The sequence below is a fragment of the Arthrobacter sp. M4 genome (genome assembly GCF_020251205.1).
Lineage (GTDB): Bacteria > Actinomycetota > Actinomycetes > Actinomycetales > Micrococcaceae > Arthrobacter.
Window position 1 is genome coordinate 16,230 of record NZ_JAIWYX010000023.1, and the last position, 23,152, is coordinate 39,381.

Sequence of the window (23,152 nt, forward strand, 5' to 3'; positions counted from 1 at the left end):
TGATCCGCCACGTCTCACTGCCCGCCGCAATTCAGTATTCAGCGCCAATGAAATGTCCCCGGCACTCCTGCCGGGGACATTTTTCTTGGAACGGGCGGGGCCAACTGAAGCGCCCCTGTGACAACTGTCCGTTGACCTTCAATTCCATTCAGGATATGGTACAGGTATTCAGCATTACAAACGGAAGGTTGATAAAGGGTGGAACAAGAGGCGAATCGGGAAGCGTTCGAGCGCGACATACGTGAGGCGATGCCCTACACCAACATCCCTACGCTGCTGCTGCTGCTTCATCAGTTCACGGGTGAGGACCGCTGGCTCAAAGACCCCTTCCAGCCGGAGCGCAGTCGCGGCCTCGACGACAATGACTCGGGCGGTCTCTCGCCTGAAATTCAAGCGCAGATCCGCGAGGCTGCTGTTCAAGCCATTCTGGCCTGGAAGGGCGGAAGTGCCGTTGCGAAGCCGTCCCTGTCAGGCGATGAGCTGATCCAGATGATGACGGTCACGGAAGCGGAGCCCATCCCGGCTGACTACGCATCGGTGATGGCTGACAAGCTTGTGAGGTATGCGGGCTATGCCCCCGAGCGCATTAGCGTCCCGGAGGGTTTCCGAGTGTTGATTGTCGGAGCCGGGATGTCCGGTGTTGCGGCGGCAATCAAGCTCGCTCAGGCTGGTGTCCCGCACACGATCATTGAGAAGCAGGATCGGGCAGGTGGCGTCTGGTCGTCACACCGCTACCCGGGTTGTGGGGTGGACACGCCAGGACATTTGTACTCGTACACATTCGCTCCTGGCAACTGGGCGACGTACTTCCCGCTTCAAGAGGAGATCCAGGGTTACTTCCATCGCGTCGCCGAAGAATCCGGCGTTGCAGACAGGGTCCGTTTCGGCACCGAATGCCTCACTTCGAGGTATGACGAGGAAAGCCATACATGGCACTCCCTTCTCCGCAACCCGGATGGTACAGAAGAAACGCTGGTCAGCAATGTCGTCATAACTGGCGTCGGCACTTTTACGACACCTAAACTCCCGGCCATCCCTGGCCTGGAAACCTTCGATGGTCCGGTCGTGCACACAGCTCGCTGGGACTCGGATGTAGAACTTGAGGGCAAGCGTGTTGCGGTCATCGGCAACGGTGCCAGCGCCATGCAGCTGGTTCCTGCAATCGCCGATACCGTTGAACATCTGTCCATCTTTCAGCGCTCCAAGCAGTGGGCGGCCCCGTTTTCCAAGTTCCATAAGAAGGTGCCGGAACCGCTTCGATTCTTTTTGCGTGAAGTTCCGCATTACGAGTGGCTCTATCGCCTTCGCCTGAGTTGGATCTTCGACAGTGCCGTCTACGATGCGCTGCAGAAGGACCCGGAGTGGCCGCATCCGGAGCGATCGATGAACGCTATTAATGACCGCCATCGGCGATTCTTTACGCGTTACATCAACGAACAACTGGAAGGCCGGCCGGACCTGATCGAAAAGGTAACTCCCGATTTTCCGCCCTTTGGCAAGCGGATGCTACTCGATAACGGTTGGTACAAAGCTGTCGCGCGGCCCGATGTCACACTGATCGACGAGGCTGTCGCGCGGATCGACGGCAACCGGATCCATGGTGTCGGCGGGCAGGTGGTAGAGGCTGATGTCCTCATCCTGGCTACCGGCTATGACGTGGTGCGTTACCTTTCCCCGGTTGAGCTCATCGGCCGCGGCGGTGTCAGCATTCGGGAAGCGTGGGATGACGTTGACTCACGGGCCTACCTGGGCACTGTTGTTCCCGGATTCCCGAACTTCTTCATGCTCTATGGACCGAATACCCAGCTTGGCCACGGCGGCAGCTTCATTTACATCGTCGAGTGCCAGATCGACTACGTGCTGAGCGTGCTGAGGGCAATGTCGGAGACTTCGGTTGACGTGGTCGAATGCCGCGAGGACGTCTACGACAAATACAACGAGACCATCCAGTCGATGCACCAGAACATGATCTGGAGTCATCCAGGCATGTCGACCTACTTCCGCAATGAGCGGGGCCGGATCATCACCCAGAATCCATGGAAACTACCCGACTTCTGGGCATTGACCCGAGAGGCCAACCTTGACTCGGACTACATCACAGTGCAACAGGTGGCCGAACTCGAACGGGCCTAAGGACGGCTTCCGAGATCAATTGATTCAGGCATTGAAGGGAGAATAAGCGTGGCCGAAGCGAGGCCAACAGCTGTGATAGCCGGAGTCGGCGAAACGACGTTCGCGCGGCATTCAGAAAGGGCGGACGAAGAGTGGATCGCCGAGGCGATTGCCCTTGCCCTGCAGGATGCTGGCCTGAGGCGAAACCAAGTTGACGGGCTCGTGGTCGCCACAATCTCCGTCCCTGATGATTCTCCGCATATTGCCGAACACCTAGGGTTCGAGTTGCGCTACGTCATGAAAGCAGATTATGGCGGTGCCAGCACTCTGGCTGGCATCGCCCGTGCCCGTGCCGCGATCGAGGCGGGCTTGGCGGATGTGGTGGTTGTGGCCGCCGGTGGGAATCGAATTGATTTGCCGACACTCAGCCATGATCGTCGCACTCCGCCCTGGGACTACAGCTTGCGCAACTGGCTCGCACCATTCGGATACGCCGAGCCCAATGGCCTGTTCGGAATTATCCAGCGTCGTCATATGCATGATTACGGCACTACCCTGGAGCAGCTTGGCAAGATCGCAGTGACCTTACGCGCGCACGCGCAACTAAATGAGCGAGCCCTGCTGAGGGAACCGATGACGATCGACGATTACATCAGTTCCCGGTTGATTGCAGACCCGATCCGTAGAGCAGACTGCGTTATGCGCTGCGCAGGGGGCGCGGCAATCGTCATCTGTGCGGACTGGGTTGCCCAAGGGCTGATGAAGCCTCCGATTTACATGCGCAGCTATGGCGAAAGGGTCAATCATCAGACGAGGGGACCCGATCATCAGCGCACGGAGACCGGCTTCGTAGCACTAGCCGAACAGATCTTCTGCAACGATTCCCGGTCCGACATGGACTTTGCCCAGTTGTACGACGACTATCCCATCGCCGTGCTCCTGATGCTGGAGGATCTGGGCTTCGCCGAAAAGGGCAAAGGCGGAACATTCATCGACCAGACCGACATCTCGATCGGAGGTGGTCTTCCGTTGAACACCGGTGGAGGTCAGCTCTCGATCGGCCAGCCCAGCCTGGCTGGCGGTGCAATTCACGTGGTCGAAGCCGTGCACCAACTCCGGGGAGAAGCAGGCGAGCGACAGGTGAACGGTGCGTCCCGTGGACTAGTGACTGGTATTGGCATGCTGTCCTACGCGGGAAATCTCGGGATGGTCTGCGGGGCAGTCCTGGGAACGGAGGCCGCATGAGCCACCCCGTAGCGGTCTCATGGGACAAACCTTTCTGGGAGTCAGCCGCCCAAGGCCGGCTCGTCGCCCAGCAGTGCCGCGACTGTGGGCGCCTTCAGCATTACCCACGCCCGGCATGCATTGATTGCCTCAGCCAATCCCGCGATTGGATCAGACTCAGCGGCCGCGGCACGGTATGGAGCTTTTCGATTGTTCGCCAGGTCGCGGATCCGGCGTTTGCGGGCGAGGTTCCGTTCGCCCTTGTCGACGTGGAACTGGAAGAGGGACTGAGGATCACCTCGCGGCTGGACGACACCTCCGTAGAAATCGGAGACCGAGTTCAGGTGACCATGAGGGCGATCGCCACGGGTCTTTGCCTGCCCTATTTCGAGCGGCTGCCGGATGCTCTCTGATCACAGCATCCACCCAATTTCAGGTATTTGAGCAGACACTTGACGCACTGATGCTTTCGAAATATCGTATGACCATTCATAATGGCGAAGACCGGTACTCATGATAAAGGCGGATCAGGGTCGGTCTCGCCCCCCAATTCAACTCAATCGATAGAGAAAGACAAGGATGTCGATGCTCGAAAATCGGAAGCGTGCGCGGAGCGCACGAGTCGTAACGGCCGCAAGTGCTTTGGTGTCTCTCGTGATGCTGAGTGCTTGCGCATCGGGCGGCGGCGCAGCGAGCGCCGACGCTGATAAAGGCGTTCTCATCGGGGTCAGCTTCTGGTCCCAGGATCAGAAGCGCTACCCGTTTGAGGCCGGAGTAATGGCTGAACAGGCGAAGAAAAACGGCGACGAGATCATCGTCAACTACGCCGACAACAATGCGGCGACACAGGCCGCGCAGGTGGACAGCATGATCCAGCGCGGCATCAAGGTGCTCGTCCTGGTCCCTCTCGACCCGAAAGCGTCAGCTGCCATCGTTACCAAGGCACAGGGCGAGGGTGTGAAGGTCATCGTCTATGATGCGCCTGTTACGGGAGCAAAGCCCGACTATATGGTTGGGCGCGACAACGCAAAGCTCGGGGAAGCGCACGCCGAAGCTGCCTTGAAGGCAGTTCCGACCGGCACGTACGGAATTATTCGCGGTGATGAAGCAGCAGCGGCTGCCCACGTCATCGGAAAACCGTACGACGATAAGATTCTCACCGACTCGAACGTCAAGGTGGCCTACGACAAGTACACGCCTGGGTGGTCCGCCGCGAATGCCCAGACGGAGGCTGAAGCTGCGCTTCAGAAGAACCCCGACACCAAGGCGCTGGTTGTTATGTGGGATGAAGGAGCGCAGGCCGCAGTCAGTGCCGCAAAAGCCGCGGGAAAGCAACCGGGCGACGTGTTCATAACCGGAACGGATGCTTCCACCCCGAGTCTCGCCTACATCGCCCAAGGGTGGCAGGGCCAGACCGTCTGGACACCGATCGACGAGATGGCCAGGAGGGCTACTGACATCGCCCACGCGTTTGGAACCGAAGCCACTCCGCCGGCTCCGGACGCAACCGTGGATGGCGTGCCGCAGGCCTATGTGAACATCACAAGTGTCACCAAGAGCAATCTGTGCGAGTTCGTCACAAAGATCGCCCCGAAGGGGTGGGTCACTGTGAATGAGGTTTACGGCAAGGATTCCTGTGGCTGAGGTTGCAACGACTACCGGTCTGGTCCCGCATGAAGGGACCGGACCGGCGGTCGTGCTCTCAGGCCACGATCTCGGCAAGACCTATGGGAGCACTAAAGTGCTCAACGGCGTCAACTTCACGCTCCGGGAAGGTGAGGTCCTGGCGATTGCCGGGGAGAACGGAGCGGGTAAGTCGACCCTCATGAAGATCATCGCTGGAATTATTTCAGCCGGAGACTACGAGGGGTCGGTACAGCTTGATGGGGACGAGGTGATGTTCGCTTCCGCCAAGGCTGGTACCGAAGCCGGTGTAGTCCTGGTGCCTCAAGAACTTCATGTTGTTCCCCACTTGAGCATCGCCGAGAATATGCACCAGGGAAACCTGCCAGGCCGTTTCGGTATCTATGATGAGCGGCTGTCCATCAAGGAGGCTAAGCAGGCTCTCGCAATCTTCGACCTGCACCTCGATCCCTCTGCCCCTGCAAGCACGCTCTCACCTCCTCAGCGTCGGCTGATCGTCCTGGCGGCCGCACTGCACCGCTCAGCGCGGGTTCTCATCCTTGACGAGCCCACAGCTGCGCTCACTGATTCTGAGGCGTCGGTACTGCTGGAGCACATTCAGAGTCTGCGCTCGTCCGGCGTTGGCATCATTTACGTCACCCACCGACTGGATGAGCTTGATCAAATCGCTGATCGTGTACTTGTTCTACGGAACGGAGCCATGGTTTCAGAGTTTGATACGGTTCCGCCCCGTCGGGACCTCGTGAGTGCGATGCTCGGGAAGACCTTGGAATCAATTCAAGCCATTAGGGGCGAAGCGACAATCGAGGAGACTGGGGGACGGGTTCTCAAGGTTCGTGATCTCTGCGTCTATTCCGGCGGTATCACTGGACGAGCCAGGGTTCATAACGCCAACCTCGACGTGTTCGAGGGCGAGATAGTCGGTCTGTACGGATTAGTTGGTGCGGGACGCTCCGAATTGGCCCGTGCTCTCTATGGGGCGTGGCCGGAAACCATAACTGGCGAATGCGTCATCGGGGGCTCCTCCGGGTTTCCCAAACGACCTCATCGCGCGGTCAAGTCCGGTCTGGTTCTCCTCAGCGAAGACCGTAAGTCGCAAGGTATTCTCTCCGGTCAATCCGTGGCAAGAAACCTGACGGCCTCCATGCTGGGCGAACTAACGACGTCGATGTCGCGGCTCCTCCTGGATGAACAGAAGGAGAGCAGTCGTGTCGCGGAGCTCATGAAGAAGTTGGGGGTACGGCCTAGCCGCCCCGATCTACCAATAGATGCTCTTAGTGGCGGAAATCAGCAAAAAGTGTTGCTGGGACGCTGCCTTATTGACGGGCTGAAGGTTCTTGTCCTGGATGAGCCGACCCTTGGAGTCGACGTCGGTGCACGAAAGGAAATCTATCTGATGATCCGCTCAATAGCGCGGGAGCTGAAGGTCGGGATTCTACTCATCTCCAGTGATGTCGATGAAGTCCTGACCCAAGCTGACCGCACCCTCGTTATGTACAAGGGAAGGATACGGGCGGAGTTTCCGCGCGGAGCGTCTTCCCACGATTTACTGTCCGCAGCAACTGGAGCAGTGAGCTAAGAATGACAACTTTGAAACAGAACACTGAAACCCTGCCAGGTCCTGGCCGATCCATTTCTGGCGGTATAGGTTCGGGCCTCCGACGGCTGTTGGTCTCACGCCTCGCGGTACTGCTCATCGCAACGTTGGTCCTCATCCTGTATTTCCAGTTCGCTTCCGACGGCGTATTCCTGACACCGACCAACGCGTCCTTGCTTCTGAGGCAGGCTGCCGTCGTGGCCGTCCTTGCTGCCGGCGTCGCTGTCCTGATCATTGTCGGTGAAATTGACCTGTCGATGGGAAGCGCTGCCTTCCTGGCAGGTCTGGTAGCGGCACAATGCCAGGTCGCTGGGCTTGATTTGGTGACTAGTATCTTGGCGGCTGTAGGTGCCGGGGTCTTGATGGGCATCGTCCAAGCTATCGCCACTGTTTCCTTTGCCATCCCCGCGTTCATCGTGACGCTCGCCGGCTTCTTGGTCTTTCGAGGCATCGGACTACTGTGGACCAACGCCGGGGCTGTAGGGCCTGTAAGTTCGGACTTCATTGCCCTCACTGAAGGCAGGATGCCGGCGGTCATTGTGGTGGCGATCGTGGTGCTTCTGATGCTCACCGCAGTACTGCAGAGCTACCGGACCTTCCGCGACGCCAAAGCATCGATAACTCCGACTCCGGCCCGCATTTACCTCCAGAAGGTCGTCGTCCCGCTTGCGGCAGCAGCTGCTTTGATCTGGATCAGCCTGGGTCGGAGCGGTGCTCCGTACGCCACGATCTGGATCGGCGTCGTCGCGTTGGCGCTCGGCGTTGTCCTAAACAAAGGAAAGTTTGGACGACAGATATTCCTGCTGGGATCAAACCGCGAAGCTGCGGTTTACGCGGGTATCAATGCCAAGCGCACAGTGATCATCGCTTTCATCATCATGGGCGTTATCTACGGCATTGCCGGGGTTATGCTCACCGCCAGAGGGGGGACCTCTACCGCCGATGCCGGTACCACCCTGGAACTTGTCGCCATCTCGGCCGCGGTGGTTGGCGGCAACTCGCTACGGGGCGGCGTGGGCTCGGTGGTCGGAGCTGTCATGGGCGCCTTCCTCCTGTCGACGATCGACAATGGCATGGCCCTCCTCGGCGTCTCCTCCTATGCGCAGAACGTCGCCAAGGGACTCATCCTCGTGTTGGCCGTTGGCCTTGACGGTTACTTCCTCCGACGGCGGCGCAGCAGGAGTTAACAGATATCCCATCTGTGCGGAGTCTGAGATCCGGCTCCGCGCAGAAGCGCGCCCATTAGGAACGCCACAATCCACACCAAGGGAGAGAGCCCATGACCGAAGAACTCGCCACCGCCCACTTTTCTGAGGATCTGAAGCGCCAGCTTCCGCTCGTTGCGCGACTGACCCTTAGCGAGAAGGTGCGCCTCCTCACGGGCGAAACGATGTTCACGTTGCCCGGGGAAGATCGCATCGGGTTGGCGCCCCTGGCATTCTCGGACGGACCATCAGGTGTACGTGGGCTCAAATTCATGGGTGGCGAAGCAGTTGCGCTCTTCCCTAACGCCACCCTGGTCTCTGGTTCATGGGACGACTCGATCGGGGAGGAGGTTGGACGCATGCTTTCCGAGGAGGCCCATCGCCAAGGTATTCATGTTGTGCTCGGCCCAACTGTGAACCTCCACCGAAGCCCCTTGGGTGGACGTCTCTTCGAAGCGTACTCGGAGGACCCCTACCTTACTGGCCGAATTGCTTCGGCATATGTGCGGGGTATGCAAGGCAACGGCACAGCCGCGTGCCTGAAGCACCTTGTGGCCAACGAGTCCGAGTCCCTGCGTACGGTCATGGACTCCCGCCTCTCCGAGAGTGCCTTGCGGGAGGTTTACCTTCTGCCCTTCGAAATGGCTGTCGATGACGCCGGCGCCTGGTCGGTCATGGCGGCCTACAATGACGTTAACGGTGTCACAGCTACCGAGCAGGATCACGTGCAAAACCAGATCCTCAAAGGAGAGTGGGGCTGGGACGGGCTCATCATGAGCGACTGGTACGCCACCAAACACACCGTCGAATCCGCCAATGGCGGGCTCGACCTCGTTATGCCAGGTCCAGACGGGCCATGGGGTGATCGGCTCGTGGCCGCCGTCCAACGGGGCGACGTCGATGAGGCCACTGTCGACGAGCACCTCGCGAGGCTCCTGCTGCTCGCGGAACGCACAAGCGCGCTTCGCCATGGCCCAGTTTATGACGGCGACGCGGTAGGCCCGTTCAATGCCGGGATGCCCGCGCCGGATTCCCGGATTCGCAGGGACCAGCTGCGCCACATCGCATCACGCGGCATGGTTCTGGTTAAGAACGACGGCGACGCCCTTCCCTTGGCGGACGATGACACCATCGCGATCATCGGTCGGCACGCCATCTCGACCCAGGGCATGGGCGGCGGCTCAGCACAGGTCAACCCGCCCTACATATCATCTATCGCGGGTGCGCTGACTGAGCGGTATGGCGGAATGCCGACTGTGGTAGACGGAGTGCACGTCCGCAACCGCCCGGCAGCGGCGGACCCCGCATTTGTAAGTGACCCAATCACCGGCGAACCAGGCATGCACGTCACCTATCTCAACGCCGAAGGTGCCGAAATCGTCAATCGCCACGAAAACGGCACTGCGATCAGCATTGGCTGGGATGACGACTTTGACGAGACACCCACAGGCGTGATCATTGCTGCCCGTCTCCGCAACCGGGCCGGTCCTGTGCGGCTGGGCGGTATCGGGTCGGGAACGTGGACGACCTCTTCCTACACCGGCATCCTTGGACAGGGCAACGTCACCTCTGCCGGCTTCGACCCAGCCGATGCAATGCTGCATCCGCCCTCCTATACCGAGGTCTTCGACCTGCCCGCAGATGCCCTTGTCACGGTACGTTTCGACTTCGCGGCAACCGACTGGGTAACCCTCCTCCAGAGCCGCCCTGAGCTGAATCTCGCTGAGGAAAGCCACCTACTCGCCACAGGTTCGTACGGCAGCGTCACACTTGTGGCGGAACAGGACACGCTGAACGACGAACACGCCCTAACGAAAGCCGAAGACGCAGCCCGTGCGGCTGGAACCGCAGTCGTCGTCGTTGGCCTTACTGAGGAAGATGAGACCGAAGCCAAGGACAAGACCACACTTAAGCTTCCGGGTCGCCAGGACGAACTCATTCGCAGAGTTGCCGCTGTGGCAGCCCGCACAGTGGTAGTGGTAAATGCGGCAACCCCCGTGCTCATGCCGTGGCTCGCCGACGTAGATGCTGTCCTTATCGCCGGACTGCCCGGACAAGAAGGAGGGCAGGCAGTTGCCTCCGTTCTCGTGGGGGAGAGTGAACCGACAGGACGCCTTGTGACGAGCTACCCCCAAGCTGACGGCGCGAGCCCGGCATGGAATGTCACCCCCGACAGCAACCTCGCCGTTACGTACAGCGAAGGCACTGCGGTCGGCTACCGCGGACACCATCGCGGGCTTGCCCCTGACCCGCTGTTTTGGTTTGGTCACGGCCTCGGCTACGGGGCCTGGGAGTACGGACCAGCACGACTTGCGCCGACTGCGGACGACGGTGGCGCCGCGACACTTGAGGTCGAAGTGACGAACACTTCTAGTCGGCATTCGCGCGAGACCGTGCAGGTTTATTTCTTACCGCGCGATATCAACCAGCCTGTGCGCCTTGCTGGCTACACGGGCGTTGACGTCGCCCCGGGGGAGACAGCGACCGTTAGCGTGATGTGCGACAACCGCCTTTTCCGCCGCTGGGACGAGGCTGCCAGCGCCTGGCAGTCGCTTCACGAAGGAGAACTCTTGGTCGCCCGCGGCCTCGGCGACATACGGGTACGAGTGGAGCTGAACAGCCATGGCCCCGCGTGAAGTCCAGCAACCAGGGGTCTTAGGCCACCCCTGTCACCGCTGAAACTACCCCTGCTAGTACTACCCTCAAGCGGATCTCCCTCACACAGGCCCAGTCTGGTGAGCTAAGAGTGATGCAATTCACCAACAGACTGGAGCGAGCTGCGATGCCCCCCACAAAACGATCCGATGAAATCAGTTCCCGCATCGGTGTCGGCTTCCTCGGCGCTGGGCCAGTGACGCAGGCAATTCACCTGCCCAGCCTTTCTCGCCTCACGGACCTCTTCGAGGTCACCCACGTAATGGACGTCGACGCCGACGTGGCCGCAGCTGTCGCTTCGCGCGTCGATGCTGCGTCCTCAACTTCCATGGACCAACTCCTCGGGGATCCTCGGGTTGAGGTCGTCGCGATTTGCAGTCCTCACAAGTTTCACGCTGCCCAAGTCATCGCCGCGTGCCGTGCGGGCAAGAAGGCGGTGTTGTGCGAAAAGCCCTTCGCTGTGTCGGCGGAGGAGGCAGCGGAGATCGCGTCCGTATCCGCCGAGACTGGTGTGCCCATAGTTGTGGGCGCCATGCACGCCTTTGATCCGGGCTGGCTCGCCGCAGAGAAGCTCTGGGAGACCCTGCCTGAGACTGCCCACACCATCCGGGTGTCTGTTGTCCTGCCACCCAATGCGCGATTTGAGGACTTCGCGACAGAGGTTATTGCCCGGCCGGCCGGGGGGTGGCCTGACTACTCCGACCCGGAGGTCATTGCGGCGACGCTTGAAGGCGGTGTCCTCGGGCTCGCCATTCACGACCTTCCGCTCGTGCGGCGCTTTGTCCCGACCTTTGACGACCTTCAGGTCCTGCGCGCAGAAGTCGTGCGGCCGTGGGGCTACGTGTTCTTGCTTCGCGCCGGGGGGCGCACCATTGAGCTCTCCGCGTCAGTGAATGCAACGTGGAAGCCTGACTGGACACTCGAAGCGACCGGCCCGGACTCCACTTTGAGAGTGACTTTCACCCCGTCCTACGTTCAGGCAGGGTCGGCGGTTGCCGAATTTACAGCCGGCGGCCTAACAAAGGTGGCCGGACCATTCGACCATAACGGCTACGAAGGCGAGTGGCGCCGGATCGCAGGAATCGTCCACGGGACAGAGGAAGCACCGGAAGCTGGCGCGTTGATCGAGGACCTCCGATTCGCCCTTGTAACTGTCGACGGCGCCCGCGCCCATGTCTTGGAGGCAGCAGTATGAGCACCTTGACCAAGCACTACACGGTCGACACCCATAGCGTGCCCGGTCTCTCTGAGACTGTCGCGTCACTGCCACTCTCGCTGGCCCCGGCAGGCCAGGAGCCCGCGCAACTTGCCGCCATTGCGGGGACACCCGGGTGGCTGGAGCGCACGCGGGAGGCGCTCGACGGCGGCGCTTTGGCTGCCGTCGTCAGCTCGCCCTCAGCTGCAGATGGCATCCTCAGCCTGCCGACTGATTTTGCGCAGCGTGCCATAGTCGAATGGTCCTTTGCCTCCAACCCAGGGTTGCAGACGGCAGCCGAGGCCACTTCGAGTCTGCGGGAAACTGCAGTCTTCGCCGACATCGAGTTGCGAGTGCCGACCGAAACGAACTTCGATGACGTGCTGCTCGACGTACTTATCGCTGCGGGCCGAGTCTTTGGTTCGATGTCTCCCGTCCGCTCGCTGCACCGCGACAAGGCGGGCTGGCACCTGGCCAGTTGGCTCAGGGGTCAGGCTTCGGACGTGCCCGTCTCGTTCTCGATTATCGCCACTGATGCCGCCCCTGCGACCCTGCGGCTGCGGCTGTTGACACAGGACGGCGGCTTATCCGCCTCCGTCCCTTCCCCGGCCACGGCGGAACCAGCCGAAGTCAGGATTACCGGGCCGGACGGCGAACGACTTCTGCCCACCCTCTGGGAAACGTCCCGTCGCGTCAGTTGGCGGCGGGCCGTCGCGGTAGCCGCCGGAGAGGCCGTCTCAGATGACCTCTCGGAGCTGGACGGCGCAATCTCGCTGGCCCCTAAGGGCATGGGCTGAAGCCGGATCGTCCAGGATTCTCACACCACCACCTCTCAACGATGAAGGACACGCTATGAACCCCACCTCCACCTCGTTTTCTCGCCGAGGTTTCCTCGGCCTCGCCGCCGCTGTTGCAGCGATTCCCGCCCTCGCCGCTTGCACTGGCGGCTCGCCTAGCGGCGGTGGAGGTGGGGGCGCGGTGAAGTTCTGGGACATGCCGTGGGGCACCCCCGCCTACAACGAGGCTGCAAAGAAGGTCACCGAAGCCTACGCGCCATCGAGCAGCAACTTGAAGGCGAGCTACCAGATAATCCAGTGGAACAACTTCTACCAGACGTACTCCTCGGCGATCGCATCGAAGACGGGTCCCGCGGTCTCCACGGGCGGCGGCTTCCAGGCGTTCCAGTTTGAGCAGCAGGGCGCGATCGCATACGCCGACGGCGTTATTGATGCGCTGAAGAAGAATGGTATGTACGATGACTTCCTCCCGGGCGTCCTCGACCCGTTCAAGTCGGACAAGGGCTACATCGCCGTCCCGTGGCAGCTGGACATGCGCGTCTTCTGGTACCGCAAGTCGCTCTTCGAAAAGGCCGGGGTAGCGCCTCCGACGGACTGGAACGGCATCCTCGAGGCTGGCAAGGCCCTCAAGAAGATCGGTGCCGTGGGCTTCGCCACCGGCGCGGGGTCTGGCAACTTCTTCGCCAACCACGTGGCCATCCAGATGATGCTCAATAACGGCGGCGGCGTGTGGAGCCCCGACGGACAGATCGATGTCATGAATGACCGGAACCTGGAGGCAACCGAGTTCCTGTACGAGCTGGTCTCGAACGGCATCATCGACCCGGGGGCCGTGAGCTACACGAACGACAACCTCCAGGCCCAATGGAAGGACAAGAAGGCCGGGTACGGCTCCTACGCGGCCGGCCTGGACAACAGCATCGGGGACACTTCCGGCGACCTCGTCGTCGCGCCCGTAGTGGCTGGCCCGCACGGGGACAAGGCGACGCTGGTGTTCCCGAACAACATCATGATGTACAAGAACACACCGTCCCAGGAGTCGTCGGATGCATTCCTCGTGTACTACCTGGGCCAGATCAAGCAGTTCTGGCAGCAGAACCTCCTGGGTTCCCTGCCGGTGTTCAAGTCGATCACCGAGCTGCCTGAGTTCGCGGGCAATCCGAACAACGTCAAGGTCATCAAGGAATGGCAGCCGATCGCGAAGACCTTCGCGGCACGCGGCGCGGCCCTCAATGCGAACCATGCGGTGCTGGACGGCGGCCAGGCAATCAGCCAGTTCGCCCAGTCGGTGATCACCGGGACGGGCGACGCGAAGACCGCTCTCAAAGCATTTGAAACCGGTCTCAAAGCCGTGGTCAAATCCTGAGTCGGAGGCATCCCGTGACAGTCACGACCAACGGGCTGGCGAAGGCCCGCCGGGGCGTTGCCCCCGGCGGGTCCGGCCAGCCCCTGAAACGAAATTCAACAAGCCCGCTCAAGGCGCAGAGAACCAGGACTTTTCTCTGGTTACTGCTGCCCTCGGTGCTGCTTCTTCTCCTCATCAACGGCTACCCGCTCGTGTACGCCGCGATCCAGGCCACCCACAACGGCTCGCTCATCGACACGGGGGAGTTTGTCGGCCTCGATAACTTCACTTCGGTGCTCACTTCCCCCGCCCTGTGGAAGGCTGCAGGGTTCACGCTGGTATTCACCATCGTGGGGGTGTTCGGATCCTGGATCGTGGGCCTTGGGCTTGCGCTGCTGCTGAAGACGCGGATCCCGGTCCGCGGCCTCTTCAAGATACTTCTGCTCCTGCCATGGGTCGTACCGATCGTGGTTTCGTCGACGGCGTGGAATTGGCTTCTCGGAACGCCGCAGAGCCCGATCCCTGCACTGTTCAACGCCGTAGGCCTGGGCTCCCCACTATTCCTAGCGAACCCGACGCTTGCCGCCGTCACTGTATGCGTTTTCAAGGTGTGGGTGAGTTTCCCATTCATGATGATGATGTCGGCTTCCGCGCTGGCCTCCGTGGACAGCACCGTCTATGAAGCCGCCAGCATGGACGGCGCCACCAAATGGCAGCAGTTCACGCAGATCACGCTGCCGCTTAGTGCCCGCTCGACCTACATCTCGTGGATCCTCATGACGATCTTCTGCGTCAACGACTTCCCGACCATCTATCTCCTCACCGGCGGCGGACCCGTGGATGCGACAACTTCCCTTGTCGTTTTCGCATACCGCACCGTATTCCAGAATTTCCAGACGGGCCAGGGCGTGGCAGTCGCATTCCTCATGACCCTCACGCTGGTGGTCGTGTCGGTCATCCTCTACCGTCAAATCCGAAAGTCGAGCGTCGAATAATGAGCACCGTCGTGCACACCCATGCAGCCTCCGGCAAGGGAGGATCCACTGCCTCTGCAGGCAAGAAGCGCCGAATGGTCTCAGAGGCAGACTTGCGCGGGCGCTGGTGGCGCTTCGCGCTCATTCTGGTGCTGACAGCCTTCGTCCTGGTCCCGATCGGTGTGGTTGCGGTCCTCGCCTTTACCCCCGGAACTTCGAGTACGACCTCCGGGTTCACAGTCGAAAATTTCATCAATGTCTTCGCTGAAACCCTGGCATCGACCTGGCTCAGTAACAGCCTCGTCGTCACTCTGGCTACGGTCGTTGTGTCCGTGGCCGTAGCGGCCCCAGCTGGCTACGTGCTCTCCCGCGGACGCAGTAAGGCGGTCTCGGGATACTCTCTGCTTCTGTTTGTCATGCAGTCCTTGCCAATTATCACCTCCGTGGTACCCCTGTTCATCCTGTTCGCAAACCTCGGCATTACGGACAACCTCGTGGGAATCACCATCGTTTATGTCGCCTCAACGATGGCCGTCGCGACCTGGATGATGGCCGCCTACTTCGATTCCATCCCGGTTAGCCTCGAGGAGGCTTCCTGGATCGATGGCTGCTCCGTGTTCGGGTCATTTTCGAAAGTCGTCCTGCGCAACAGCCTTCCCGGTGTGCTCTCGACCGCGATCTTCGCGTTTCTCCTCGCGTGGAACGACTATCTCGTGGCGATCGTGTTCCTGCGCACTGACGTGAACTTCACTCTTCCCGTAGGCGTGCAGTCCTTCTTCCAACAGAACCAGACGGACTGGGGGTCCGTCATGGCACTCGCCGTGGTCATGATGCTCCCGCCGATCATCGTCTTCGCCGGGCTCAACAAATACTTCAGCGTAGGTGGCATCGGTGGATCCCTCGCGGGCCGCTGAACCTTCTACCCGCGGGGCAATCCCCGGCCTAATCGACTCTTGAGAGGAAACTTTTTCTCCATGGATTATTCAGTCCAGCTTTACACCCTCCGCGACCCGCTTGACGCGGACCTGCCGGGCACGATCCGTAGACTGGCCGAGATCGGCTACACGCAGGTCGAGCCTTACAAGTTCGTAGAAAACGCGGCTGCGTTCGCGGCCGCATTTGCCGAGAACGGCATCGCTGCTCCGACCGGCCATGCTCCGCTCCTTTCAGGGGACCAGAACGAAATCTTCGCAGCTGCGAAACGACTGGGCATTCGTACCGTGATCGACCCATTTGTTGCCCCTGAGCATTGGCTCGACGAAGGAGCGATCCGCTCGACCGCAGCGCAATTGAATGCGGCAGCGAAGAAGGGCGCTGAGTACGGCATCCGTGTCGGCTACCACAATCACAGCTGGGAGCTCGGTTCGACGATCAAGGGAACCACGGCCCTTGAGTTCTTCGCATCCCTTCTCGACCCTGAGGTTGTCCTCGAGGTCGACGTGTACTGGGTCGCCGCGGGTGGAAAAGATCCCGCCGCTCTGGTCGAGCGGCTCGGCGACCGAGTCGTTGCGCTCCACCTCAAGAACGGCCCCGTCACCGTGATTGGGAGCCGCTTCGATCGAGAGGAATTCGGCGCCATCGTTAAGACCCAGCTCCCCGCTGGCCAAGGCGACGTCGACATCCTGGGAGTGATCGCTGCGGCTAAGAATCTCGAGGTCGGAGTCGTTGAATTCGATGACTATTCCGGTGACATTTTCGAAGGCGTCGCATCGTCACTGCGCTACCTTGAAGGCAGCTCGTCTGCCGTTTCATCGGCGGTGGAGGACTCCGCGAAGTGAATCACGGCCCGGTCGGCGTCGCAGTCATCGGTGCCGGCAACATCAGCAAGCAGTACCTGGACAACCTCACCACCTTCCCGGACCTCAAGGTCCACGTGATCGCGGACTTGTTCGTCGAGGCCGCCGAGGCGCGGGCCAAGGAGTACGGGATTCCCGAATGGGGGACGCCGGAGCTGGCGCTGAACCATCCCGACGTCGAGCTCATCGTGAACCTGACCATCCCGGCCGCGCACGTCGAGGTCGCCACGGCCGCGGTCAACGCGGGCAAGCACGTGTGGACGGAGAAGCCGTTCTCCCTGGACCGTGAATCCGGGCTTGGCCTGCTCAAGGCCGCCGACACCGCAGGCATCCGGCTCGGCACGGCACCGGACACGTTCCTTGGCGCTGGCCTGCAGACGGCGCGCCGCATCATCGAACGTGGCGATATCGGCACCCCGTTGACCGGCATGACCACGTTCCAGACCCCCGGCCCGGAGTCCTGGCACCCGAACCCGGCTTTCCTATTCCAGCACGGCGCAGGACCGCTGTTCGACATGGGCCCGTACTACCTCACCGCCCTGGTCCAGACCTTCGGTTCGGTCCGCAAGGTGGCCGCCGTGGGCTCCGCCGCGAAGGCGACCCGCGTCATCGGTTCCGGTCCCAAGGCCGGGGAGGAATTCGCCGTCGAGGTCCCCACGCACGTCTCGGCGATGGCACAGTTCGAGGGCGGGCAGTCCTCTCACAGCGTCTTCTCCTTCGAGTCCCCGCGGCTGCGCATGGGCTTCGTGGAGATCACCGGGTCCGAGGCCACCCTGTCCCTGCCGGACCCGAACTACTTCGAGGGCGACCTCAAGCTCTGGCGCCCCGGCGCGGAAGAACCGGAAATCATCCCCGCCACCGGACCGGCCAACGGCCGCGGCCTGGGCGTACTGGACATGGCCCGCGCCATCCGGGCAGGCGTCCCGCACCGGGCCACCGGCGACCTTGCCTACCACGTCTTGGACACGATGGTCTCGATCTCCGAGTCCGTGGAGTCGGGATCGTTCGTGGACGTCACCAGCAACGCCCCCGTTTCGGCCGCCGTCCCCGAGGACTGGGCGCCCGAAACCGCAACCCTTTAAGAATCCTGAGGAATCGAAACATGACCACCCCCGCCAACATTGACCAGAGCCCCGGTTCGCGGCAACGCCCCCTGGGTGTGGCCGCCATCGGTTACGCCTTCATGGGGAAGGCGCACTCGAATGCGTGGCGGAATGTGGCCAGCTTCTTCGACGTCCCGGCCTTCGAGCAGAAAGTACTCGTAGGCCGGGACGCCACTCAGGTTGCCGAGGCCGCCGCCAAATACGGCTGGGCCGAATCAGCCACCGACTGGCGTTCGGTCATTGACCGGGAGGATATCGACATCATCGACATCTGCGCCCCGGGCTGGATGCACGCCGAAATCGCGATCGCCGCTCTGGCCGCCGGCAAGCACGTCCTGGTCGAGAAACCGCTCGCGAACACCCTCGCCGAAGCCGAACTCATGACCGCCGCGGCAGCCAAGGCCCGCGCCAACGGCGTGCAGTCGATGATCGGCTTCAACTACCGCCGCGTCCCCGCCCTGGCCCTCGCCCGGGAACTGATCGCCGAAGGCCGGCTCGGCACCGTCCGGCACATCCGCGCCGCGTACCTGCAGGACTGGCTGTCCGACGGCGAATCCCCAATGACCTGGCGCCTGCGCAAGGAAACCGCAGGCTCGGGTGCCCTGGGCGACATCGCCTCCCACGCCATCGACCAAATCCAATACCTCACCGGCCAAAGGATCCTTGAGGCATCGGGGAAGTTGAAGACATTCGTCACCCAGCGGCCGGGCGAGCAGGGGATGGAAGATGTCACCGTCGATGACGCGGCATGGGCCACGTTCTGGCTCACCGGCGACATGGGAGCTTCTGTTGAAGCGTCCCGTGTAGCGACAGGCCAAAAAAACAGCCTCCGCATCGAGGTTTATGGCACCAAGGGAGCCCTCACCTTCGATCTTGAGACCCTGAACGAACTTCAATTCCTGGATGCCACCGTTCCTGTCCGGGAGCAGGGTTTCCGGCGGATCCTGGTCAACGAGCCCGAACACCCCTACCTCGAAGCCTGGTGGCCGCAAGGGCACATCATCGGCTGGGAACACACCTTCACCCACCAGATCCGCGACTTCCTCACCGCCATTGTCACCGGCGAGGCGCCCTCGCCGTCGTTTGAAGACGGCCTCCAGATCCAGCGCGTCCTGGCCGCCGTCGAAGATTCCGCCAACAACAAAAGCACCCTCACCTTCATCAACACGACCTCCCTTGTCAGCGAAGGAGCCTGACCATGCCTCGCCCGTATACCCTGTTCACCGGCCAGTGGGCCGACCTCCCCTTCGAGGAAGTCGCGCGTCTTGCGTCCGGCTGGGGCTACGACGGCCTCGAGATCGCCGTCTCCGGGGACCACCTGGACGCCTGGCGCTGGGACGAACCCGGCTACGTCGAGTCCAAGCTGGAGGTCCTGGACAAGTACAACCTCAAGGTCTGGGCCATCTCCAACCACCTCAAAGGCCAGGCCGTCTGCGATGACCCTATCGACTTCCGCCACCAGGCCATCGTCGGGTCCAAGGTCTGGGGCGACGGCGACCCAGAAGGCGTCCGGCAGCGCGCCGCCGAGGAAATGAAACACACCGCCCGCCTCGCCAAGGCCCTTGGCGTGGACACCGTCGTCGGGTTCACCGGCTCCTCCATCTGGCAGTACGTGGCCATGTTCCCGCCCGTCCCGGAAAAAGTCATCGACGCCGGCTACCAGGACTTCGCCGACCGCTGGAACCCGATCCTGGACGTCTTCGACGAACAAGGGGTGAAGTTCGCGCATGAAGTCCACCCCTCCGAGATCGCCTACGACTACTGGACCACCGTCCGCACCCTGGAGGCCATTGGGCACCGGGAAGCGTTCGGCCTGAACTGGGACCCCTCGCACATGATGTGGCAGGGGATCGACCCGGTCTCCTTCATCTGGGACTTCAAGGACCGGATCTACCACGTGGACTGCAAGGACACCAAGATCCGCCAGACCGGCCGCAACACCGTCCTGGGCTCCCACCTGCCCTGGGGCGACCCGCGACGCGGCTGGGACTTCGTCTCCGCCGGACGCGGCGACGTCCCCTGGGAAGCAGCCTTCCGGGCACTGTCCGCGATCGGCTACTCCGGTCCGATTTCGATCGAGTGGGAAGACGCCGGCATGGACCGCCTCCACGGCGCCCCCGAAGCCCTCGCCGCCCTCAAGAAATTCGACTTCCCCGCCTCCCAAACCAGCTTCGACGCAGCCTTCAGCGCCAAGGACTAACGCCGACTCCCCGCTGCAGGGGGCAGGTGCGGGAAATATGAAGACCTCTTAGATTGGCGATTCTGATGTTCGCCAATCTAAGAGGTCCTTTGTCTTTGGCCGTCGACTTCAGGCGTCGGTTTTCGCTTGGGCATCGGGTCGTTGGGGAAACTCTGTAGCCGCCCAGGACGCCAAGAGACGCAGAGCCTCTTCGGAAGCAGATCCGGGTTCAGCGGCGTAAAAGGTCAGCGTCAGACCTGGCTCGGAGTTCATCTCCAATGCCTCATAAGCGAAAGTGAGCTCACCAACAACGGGGTGACGAAAAGTCTTGAATCCTGTCCCGTGGTGACGGACGTTATGGGCGCTCCAACGACCTCGGAATTCTTCGCTTCGAGTGGAAAGTTCGCCCACGAGGTCGTGCAACTCTTTATTTCGAGGGTCCCGGCCCGCTTCGGTATGCAGGATGGACACCACTACATCGGCTGCCCAATCCCAGTCTCCCTGCAGTTCACGGCTGCGGTCGTCGAGGAACGTGAATATTGCGAGGTTTGGCGGGTAACCCGGCATGTCGAACGCATCCTTGTAGATGGCCCGTGCCAGAGCATTGACGGCTAGCAAATCCATTCTTCCGTTGCGGACAAACGCCGGCCCAGCTGTAAATCCGTCGAGCACCCACTGAAGACTCGGGTGAGGAGCCCAGGTCTTAGGGTTCCGGCGCCTGGGCGGGCGGCCTACCGGACTTGCAGCGTGGGCAAGGTCGAACAAATGCGCTCTTTCAGCATCATCGAGACGCAATGCTTGAGCAAGACTGGCCAGAATCTCCGGCGATGCACCGTTGAGGGCGCCTTGTTCAAGCCGGGTGTAGTACTCCACGCTCACACCGGCAAGGGCAGCAACTTCGCTGCGGCGTAGTCCGGTTACCCGACGATTTCTTCCCTCTGGCAGACCGACCTGCTGGGGAGTTACACGTTCACGCCGCGACGTAAGAAACTCGCGCACCTCTGCTCGGTTGTCCATGCATTCCACGTTAGATCAGAGGTCAACGGTTAGGGATACCCTGCCAGTACTACCATCATCCGGGACTGCTTCCGTTCGTCGACACATGGTTGAGTTGAGGAAACCCTCTTAAGGGCCCAATCAGGGCCCGATCGCCCCAGGAGAGACATTGCTAACCGTAAACGCCTTTGCCGCACCGTCCAGCAGCGACTTGCTCGAGCCAGTCACCATCACGAGGAGGGATGTTGGGCCCAAAGACGTCTTGATTGAGATCAAGTACAGCGGAATCTGTCACTCGGACATCCATACGGTTCGGGAGGACTGGGGTGCCGTTCAGCACCCCTTGGTGGTAGGCCACGAGATCGTTGGCCTCGTCGCAGAGGTTGGAGCCGAAGTCACCAAGCACGCCGTTGGCGATCGGGTTGGCGTCGGGTGCATGGTCGACTCTTGCCGCGAATGCGAGAACTGTCTCGCAGGGGAGGAGCAGTACTGCCTCAACGGCAACACGGGCACCTACAACGTTGTTGACTCTGACGGAAGGATCACGCAGGGTGGATACTCCACCCACATCGTCGTCACGGAAGACTTTGTTCTCAGTATCCCCGAAGCACTCGACTTCGCCGCAGCCGCACCACTGCTCTGCGCAGGGGTCACCACTTACTCGCCCCTGCGCTATTGGCAGGCCGGTCCGGGTAAGAAGGTGGCAATCGTCGGCATGGGCGGGCTCGGTCATATGGCCGTCAAGATCGCCGACGTTATGGGCGCCGAGGTCACGGTCCTCTCCCGGACCCTAGCGAAAAAGGACGACGGCCTACGCTTGGGTGCAGATCACTACTTTGCGACGGAGGACCCGGAGACTTTTAACGTCCTCAAGAACAGCTTCGACCTAATACTCAATACCGTTTCCGCGCCCGTAGAGCTGGCTTCCTACCTTGCCCTTCTGCGAAGGAACGGCACGATGGTGAATGTCGGCGCACCCGCCGAGCCGCTTCCTCTTCACGTCTTTAACATCATGGAAAACCGACGATCGTTTGCAGGCTCTGGCATCGGCGGGATCCGCGAGACGCAAGAGATGCTCAACTTCTGCGCCGAACATGGGATCAATCCTGAGACAGAGCTCATCGAGGCCGCCTACATCAATGAGGCTTGGAAGCGCCTCCTAGCAGCCGATGTGCGTTACCGCTTCGTCATCGACGCCCACACCTTCGCCTGAACATTAGATGCACAGGCGACGCGCAGCCGCATGCGAAAGGGCTGGCGCCTGCCAGCTTGAAGCAATGAAAGAGAGCAACATATGTTGAAGGAACGCACCCTCGGCCGACAGGGCTTGAAAGTCGCCGAACTTGGGCTGGGAACGATGGGCATGACCGCCTTTTATGGCACGTCCGGGAGCAAAGACGAGAGCGTTGCGGTCATCCGCCGGGCTCACGAGCTCGGCGTGACGATGTTCGATACTGCCGAGCTCTACAACATGGGGAACGGCTCAAACGAAATCCTCCTCGGCGAGGCAATCCGCTCATTTCGTGACGAGGTTCAAGTCGCCACGAAATTCGGCTTCACGTACGACCAGCACGGAAACTCCAACGGGCACGACAGCAGCCCTGAGAATATCCGCAGAGTTGCGGAAAACAGTCTGAGGTATCTGAAGACCGATGTCATCGACGTCTTCTACCAGCATCGTCCGGACCCGAACATCCCCATTGAGGACGTTGCGGGAGCCGTAAAGGAACTCATCGATGAGGGCAAGGTCCGCTACTTCGGGCTGAGCGAGGCAGGACCAGAGACGATCCGCCGGGCCCACGACGTCCAGCCCGTGTCCGTGCTCCAGACGGAGTATTCGATTTTCGAACGAGGAGTAGAGTCTGACGTGCTGTCAGTAGTCCGCGAACTCGGCATTGGGTTTGTCGCCTACTCACCGCTGGGCCGTGGCTTCCTGACGTCAACCGTTAAGCCGTCCGGTGACTACGACGAGTCAGATATGCGTCGATTCGATCCTCGCTGGCAGGGCGAGAACTACACGAAGAACAAGCTGGCGATCGATCAACTCAGTGAGCTCGCTTCTGCTAAACAGATCACCCCCGCACAATTGGCATTGGCCTGGCTGCTTGCCCAAGGTGAGGACATCGTTCCAATTCCCGGAACAAGAAGCCGAATCAGATTGGAGGAGAACCTCGGGGCCGCAGAGGTGACACTAAGCGAATCGGAGATCGAGCGAATCCACGAAATCGTGCCGGAGGGTGCCTACGGTGCCCGATACGTTTCGGAACACCTTCCAACCTGGGTTTGAGAGCGGTGGCTCGCGCGTTTTCCAAGGGTCTGAGCACGGAAGG

At 61.1% G+C, this 23,152-nt stretch carries 19 protein-coding genes; 18 read left to right on the plus strand and 1 reads right to left on the minus strand.

The window, feature by feature from the left end:
• Positions 1–198 precede the first annotated feature (198 nt).
• From LD110_RS21520 to LD110_RS21595, 16 genes are all read left to right on the plus strand, one after another.
• Entirely contained in the window at positions 199–2,133 is a 1,935-nt protein-coding gene (locus tag LD110_RS21520) for an NAD(P)/FAD-dependent oxidoreductase (RefSeq protein ID WP_225501978.1), read from the plus strand.
• Positions 2,134–2,181: 48 nt separating this feature from the next.
• Positions 2,182–3,357 (plus strand): thiolase family protein, encoded by a 1,176-nt coding sequence (locus LD110_RS21525; RefSeq protein WP_225501979.1) that lies wholly within the window; start codon positions 2,182–2,184, stop codon positions 3,355–3,357.
• A complete protein-coding gene (locus LD110_RS21530; protein ID WP_225501980.1) occupies positions 3,354–3,749 on the plus strand; it encodes a Zn-ribbon domain-containing OB-fold protein in 396 nt (131 codons plus the stop codon). The genes LD110_RS21525 and LD110_RS21530 overlap by 4 nt, the downstream gene beginning before the upstream one ends.
• Before the next feature lie 172 nt (positions 3,750–3,921).
• The gene (locus LD110_RS21535) at positions 3,922–4,980 is read left to right on the plus strand and encodes a substrate-binding domain-containing protein (RefSeq protein WP_225501981.1); all 1,059 of its coding nucleotides are present in this window, start codon (positions 3,922–3,924) and stop codon (positions 4,978–4,980) included.
• Positions 4,973–6,559, plus strand: a complete 1,587-nt coding sequence (locus LD110_RS21540; protein WP_225501982.1) for a sugar ABC transporter ATP-binding protein — start codon at positions 4,973–4,975, stop codon at positions 6,557–6,559. The genes LD110_RS21535 and LD110_RS21540 overlap by 8 nt, the downstream gene beginning before the upstream one ends.
• 11 nt (positions 6,560–6,570) lie before the next feature.
• Positions 6,571–7,764, plus strand: a complete 1,194-nt coding sequence (locus LD110_RS21545; protein WP_225501983.1) for a hypothetical protein — start codon at positions 6,571–6,573, stop codon at positions 7,762–7,764.
• Positions 7,765–7,856: 92 nt separating this feature from the next.
• Positions 7,857–10,418, plus strand: coding sequence for a beta-glucosidase (locus LD110_RS21550; RefSeq protein WP_225501984.1), 2,562 nt, complete (start codon positions 7,857–7,859; stop codon positions 10,416–10,418).
• A gap of 146 nt (positions 10,419–10,564) precedes the next feature.
• Positions 10,565–11,632 (plus strand): Gfo/Idh/MocA family protein, encoded by a 1,068-nt coding sequence (locus tag LD110_RS21555; protein ID WP_225501985.1) that lies wholly within the window; start codon positions 10,565–10,567, stop codon positions 11,630–11,632.
• Positions 11,629–12,429, plus strand: coding sequence for a hypothetical protein (locus tag LD110_RS21560; RefSeq protein ID WP_225501986.1), 801 nt, complete (start codon positions 11,629–11,631; stop codon positions 12,427–12,429). Before LD110_RS21555 ends, LD110_RS21560 begins: the two co-directional genes overlap by 4 nt.
• Before the next feature lie 55 nt (positions 12,430–12,484).
• Complete coding sequence (locus LD110_RS21565; RefSeq protein ID WP_225501987.1) at positions 12,485–13,795, plus strand: ABC transporter substrate-binding protein; 1,311 nt, start codon at positions 12,485–12,487, stop codon at positions 13,793–13,795.
• A 14-nt stretch (positions 13,796–13,809) separates the two neighbouring features.
• Positions 13,810–14,769 carry a carbohydrate ABC transporter permease gene (locus LD110_RS21570; protein WP_225501988.1) on the plus strand — a complete coding sequence of 320 codons (960 nt, stop codon included), beginning with the start codon at positions 13,810–13,812 and terminating at the stop codon, positions 14,767–14,769.
• Positions 14,769–15,662: a carbohydrate ABC transporter permease gene (locus tag LD110_RS21575; RefSeq protein ID WP_225501989.1), complete on the plus strand. Its 894-nt coding sequence runs from the start codon at positions 14,769–14,771 to the stop codon at positions 15,660–15,662. Before LD110_RS21570 ends, LD110_RS21575 begins: the two co-directional genes overlap by 1 nt.
• Positions 15,663–15,722: 60 nt before the next feature.
• Positions 15,723–16,526 (plus strand): sugar phosphate isomerase/epimerase, encoded by an 804-nt coding sequence (locus tag LD110_RS21580; protein ID WP_225501990.1) that lies wholly within the window; start codon positions 15,723–15,725, stop codon positions 16,524–16,526.
• On the plus strand, positions 16,523–17,626 hold the full coding sequence (locus tag LD110_RS21585; protein WP_225501991.1) for a Gfo/Idh/MocA family protein: 1,104 nt from the start codon (positions 16,523–16,525) through the stop codon (positions 17,624–17,626). The genes LD110_RS21580 and LD110_RS21585 overlap by 4 nt, the downstream gene beginning before the upstream one ends.
• Before the next feature lie 20 nt (positions 17,627–17,646).
• Positions 17,647–18,843 (plus strand): Gfo/Idh/MocA family protein, encoded by a 1,197-nt coding sequence (locus LD110_RS21590; RefSeq protein ID WP_225501992.1) that lies wholly within the window; start codon positions 17,647–17,649, stop codon positions 18,841–18,843.
• 2 nt (positions 18,844–18,845) lie between these two features.
• Complete coding sequence (locus LD110_RS21595; RefSeq protein WP_225501993.1) at positions 18,846–19,847, plus strand: sugar phosphate isomerase/epimerase; 1,002 nt, start codon at positions 18,846–18,848, stop codon at positions 19,845–19,847.
• 108 nt (positions 19,848–19,955) lie between these two features.
• Here the strand turns inward: LD110_RS21595 and LD110_RS21600 are convergent, their stop codons facing one another.
• Positions 19,956–20,843 (minus strand): helix-turn-helix transcriptional regulator, encoded by an 888-nt coding sequence (locus LD110_RS21600; RefSeq protein ID WP_225501994.1) that lies wholly within the window; start codon positions 20,841–20,843, stop codon positions 19,956–19,958.
• Between the two features lie 148 nt (positions 20,844–20,991).
• Between LD110_RS21600 and LD110_RS21605 the strand changes: the two genes are divergently transcribed.
• Positions 20,992–22,035, plus strand: coding sequence for an NAD(P)-dependent alcohol dehydrogenase (locus tag LD110_RS21605; protein ID WP_225501995.1), 1,044 nt, complete (start codon positions 20,992–20,994; stop codon positions 22,033–22,035).
• An 81-nt stretch (positions 22,036–22,116) separates the two neighbouring features.
• The gene (locus tag LD110_RS21610; RefSeq protein WP_225501996.1) at positions 22,117–23,109 is read left to right on the plus strand and encodes an aldo/keto reductase; all 993 of its coding nucleotides are present in this window, start codon (positions 22,117–22,119) and stop codon (positions 23,107–23,109) included.
• Positions 23,110–23,152: the final 43 nt, after the last annotated feature.

Bases quoted from the DNA above. Each gene is read 5' to 3' on its own strand.
- LD110_RS21530 (WP_225501980.1), top strand. From the start codon at position 3,354: ATGAGCCACCCCGTAGCGGTCTCATGGGACAAACCTTTCTGGGAGTCA.
- LD110_RS21535 (WP_225501981.1), top strand. From the start codon at position 3,922: ATGCTCGAAAATCGGAAGCGTGCGCGGAGCGCACGAGTCGTAACGGCC.
- LD110_RS21550 (WP_225501984.1), top strand. From the start codon at position 7,857: ATGACCGAAGAACTCGCCACCGCCCACTTTTCTGAGGATCTGAAGCGC.
- LD110_RS21555 (WP_225501985.1), top strand. From the start codon at position 10,565: ATGCCCCCCACAAAACGATCCGATGAAATCAGTTCCCGCATCGGTGTC.
- LD110_RS21560 (WP_225501986.1), top strand. From the start codon at position 11,629: ATGAGCACCTTGACCAAGCACTACACGGTCGACACCCATAGCGTGCCC.
- LD110_RS21565 (WP_225501987.1), top strand. From the start codon at position 12,485: ATGAACCCCACCTCCACCTCGTTTTCTCGCCGAGGTTTCCTCGGCCTC.
- LD110_RS21575 (WP_225501989.1), top strand. From the start codon at position 14,769: ATGAGCACCGTCGTGCACACCCATGCAGCCTCCGGCAAGGGAGGATCC.
- LD110_RS21580 (WP_225501990.1), top strand. From the start codon at position 15,723: ATGGATTATTCAGTCCAGCTTTACACCCTCCGCGACCCGCTTGACGCG.
- LD110_RS21590 (WP_225501992.1), top strand. From the start codon at position 17,647: ATGACCACCCCCGCCAACATTGACCAGAGCCCCGGTTCGCGGCAACGC.
- LD110_RS21595 (WP_225501993.1), top strand. From the start codon at position 18,846: ATGCCTCGCCCGTATACCCTGTTCACCGGCCAGTGGGCCGACCTCCCC.
- LD110_RS21600 (WP_225501994.1), bottom strand. From the start codon at position 20,843: ATGGACAACCGAGCAGAGGTGCGCGAGTTTCTTACGTCGCGGCGTGAA.
- LD110_RS21610 (WP_225501996.1), top strand. From the start codon at position 22,117: ATGTTGAAGGAACGCACCCTCGGCCGACAGGGCTTGAAAGTCGCCGAA.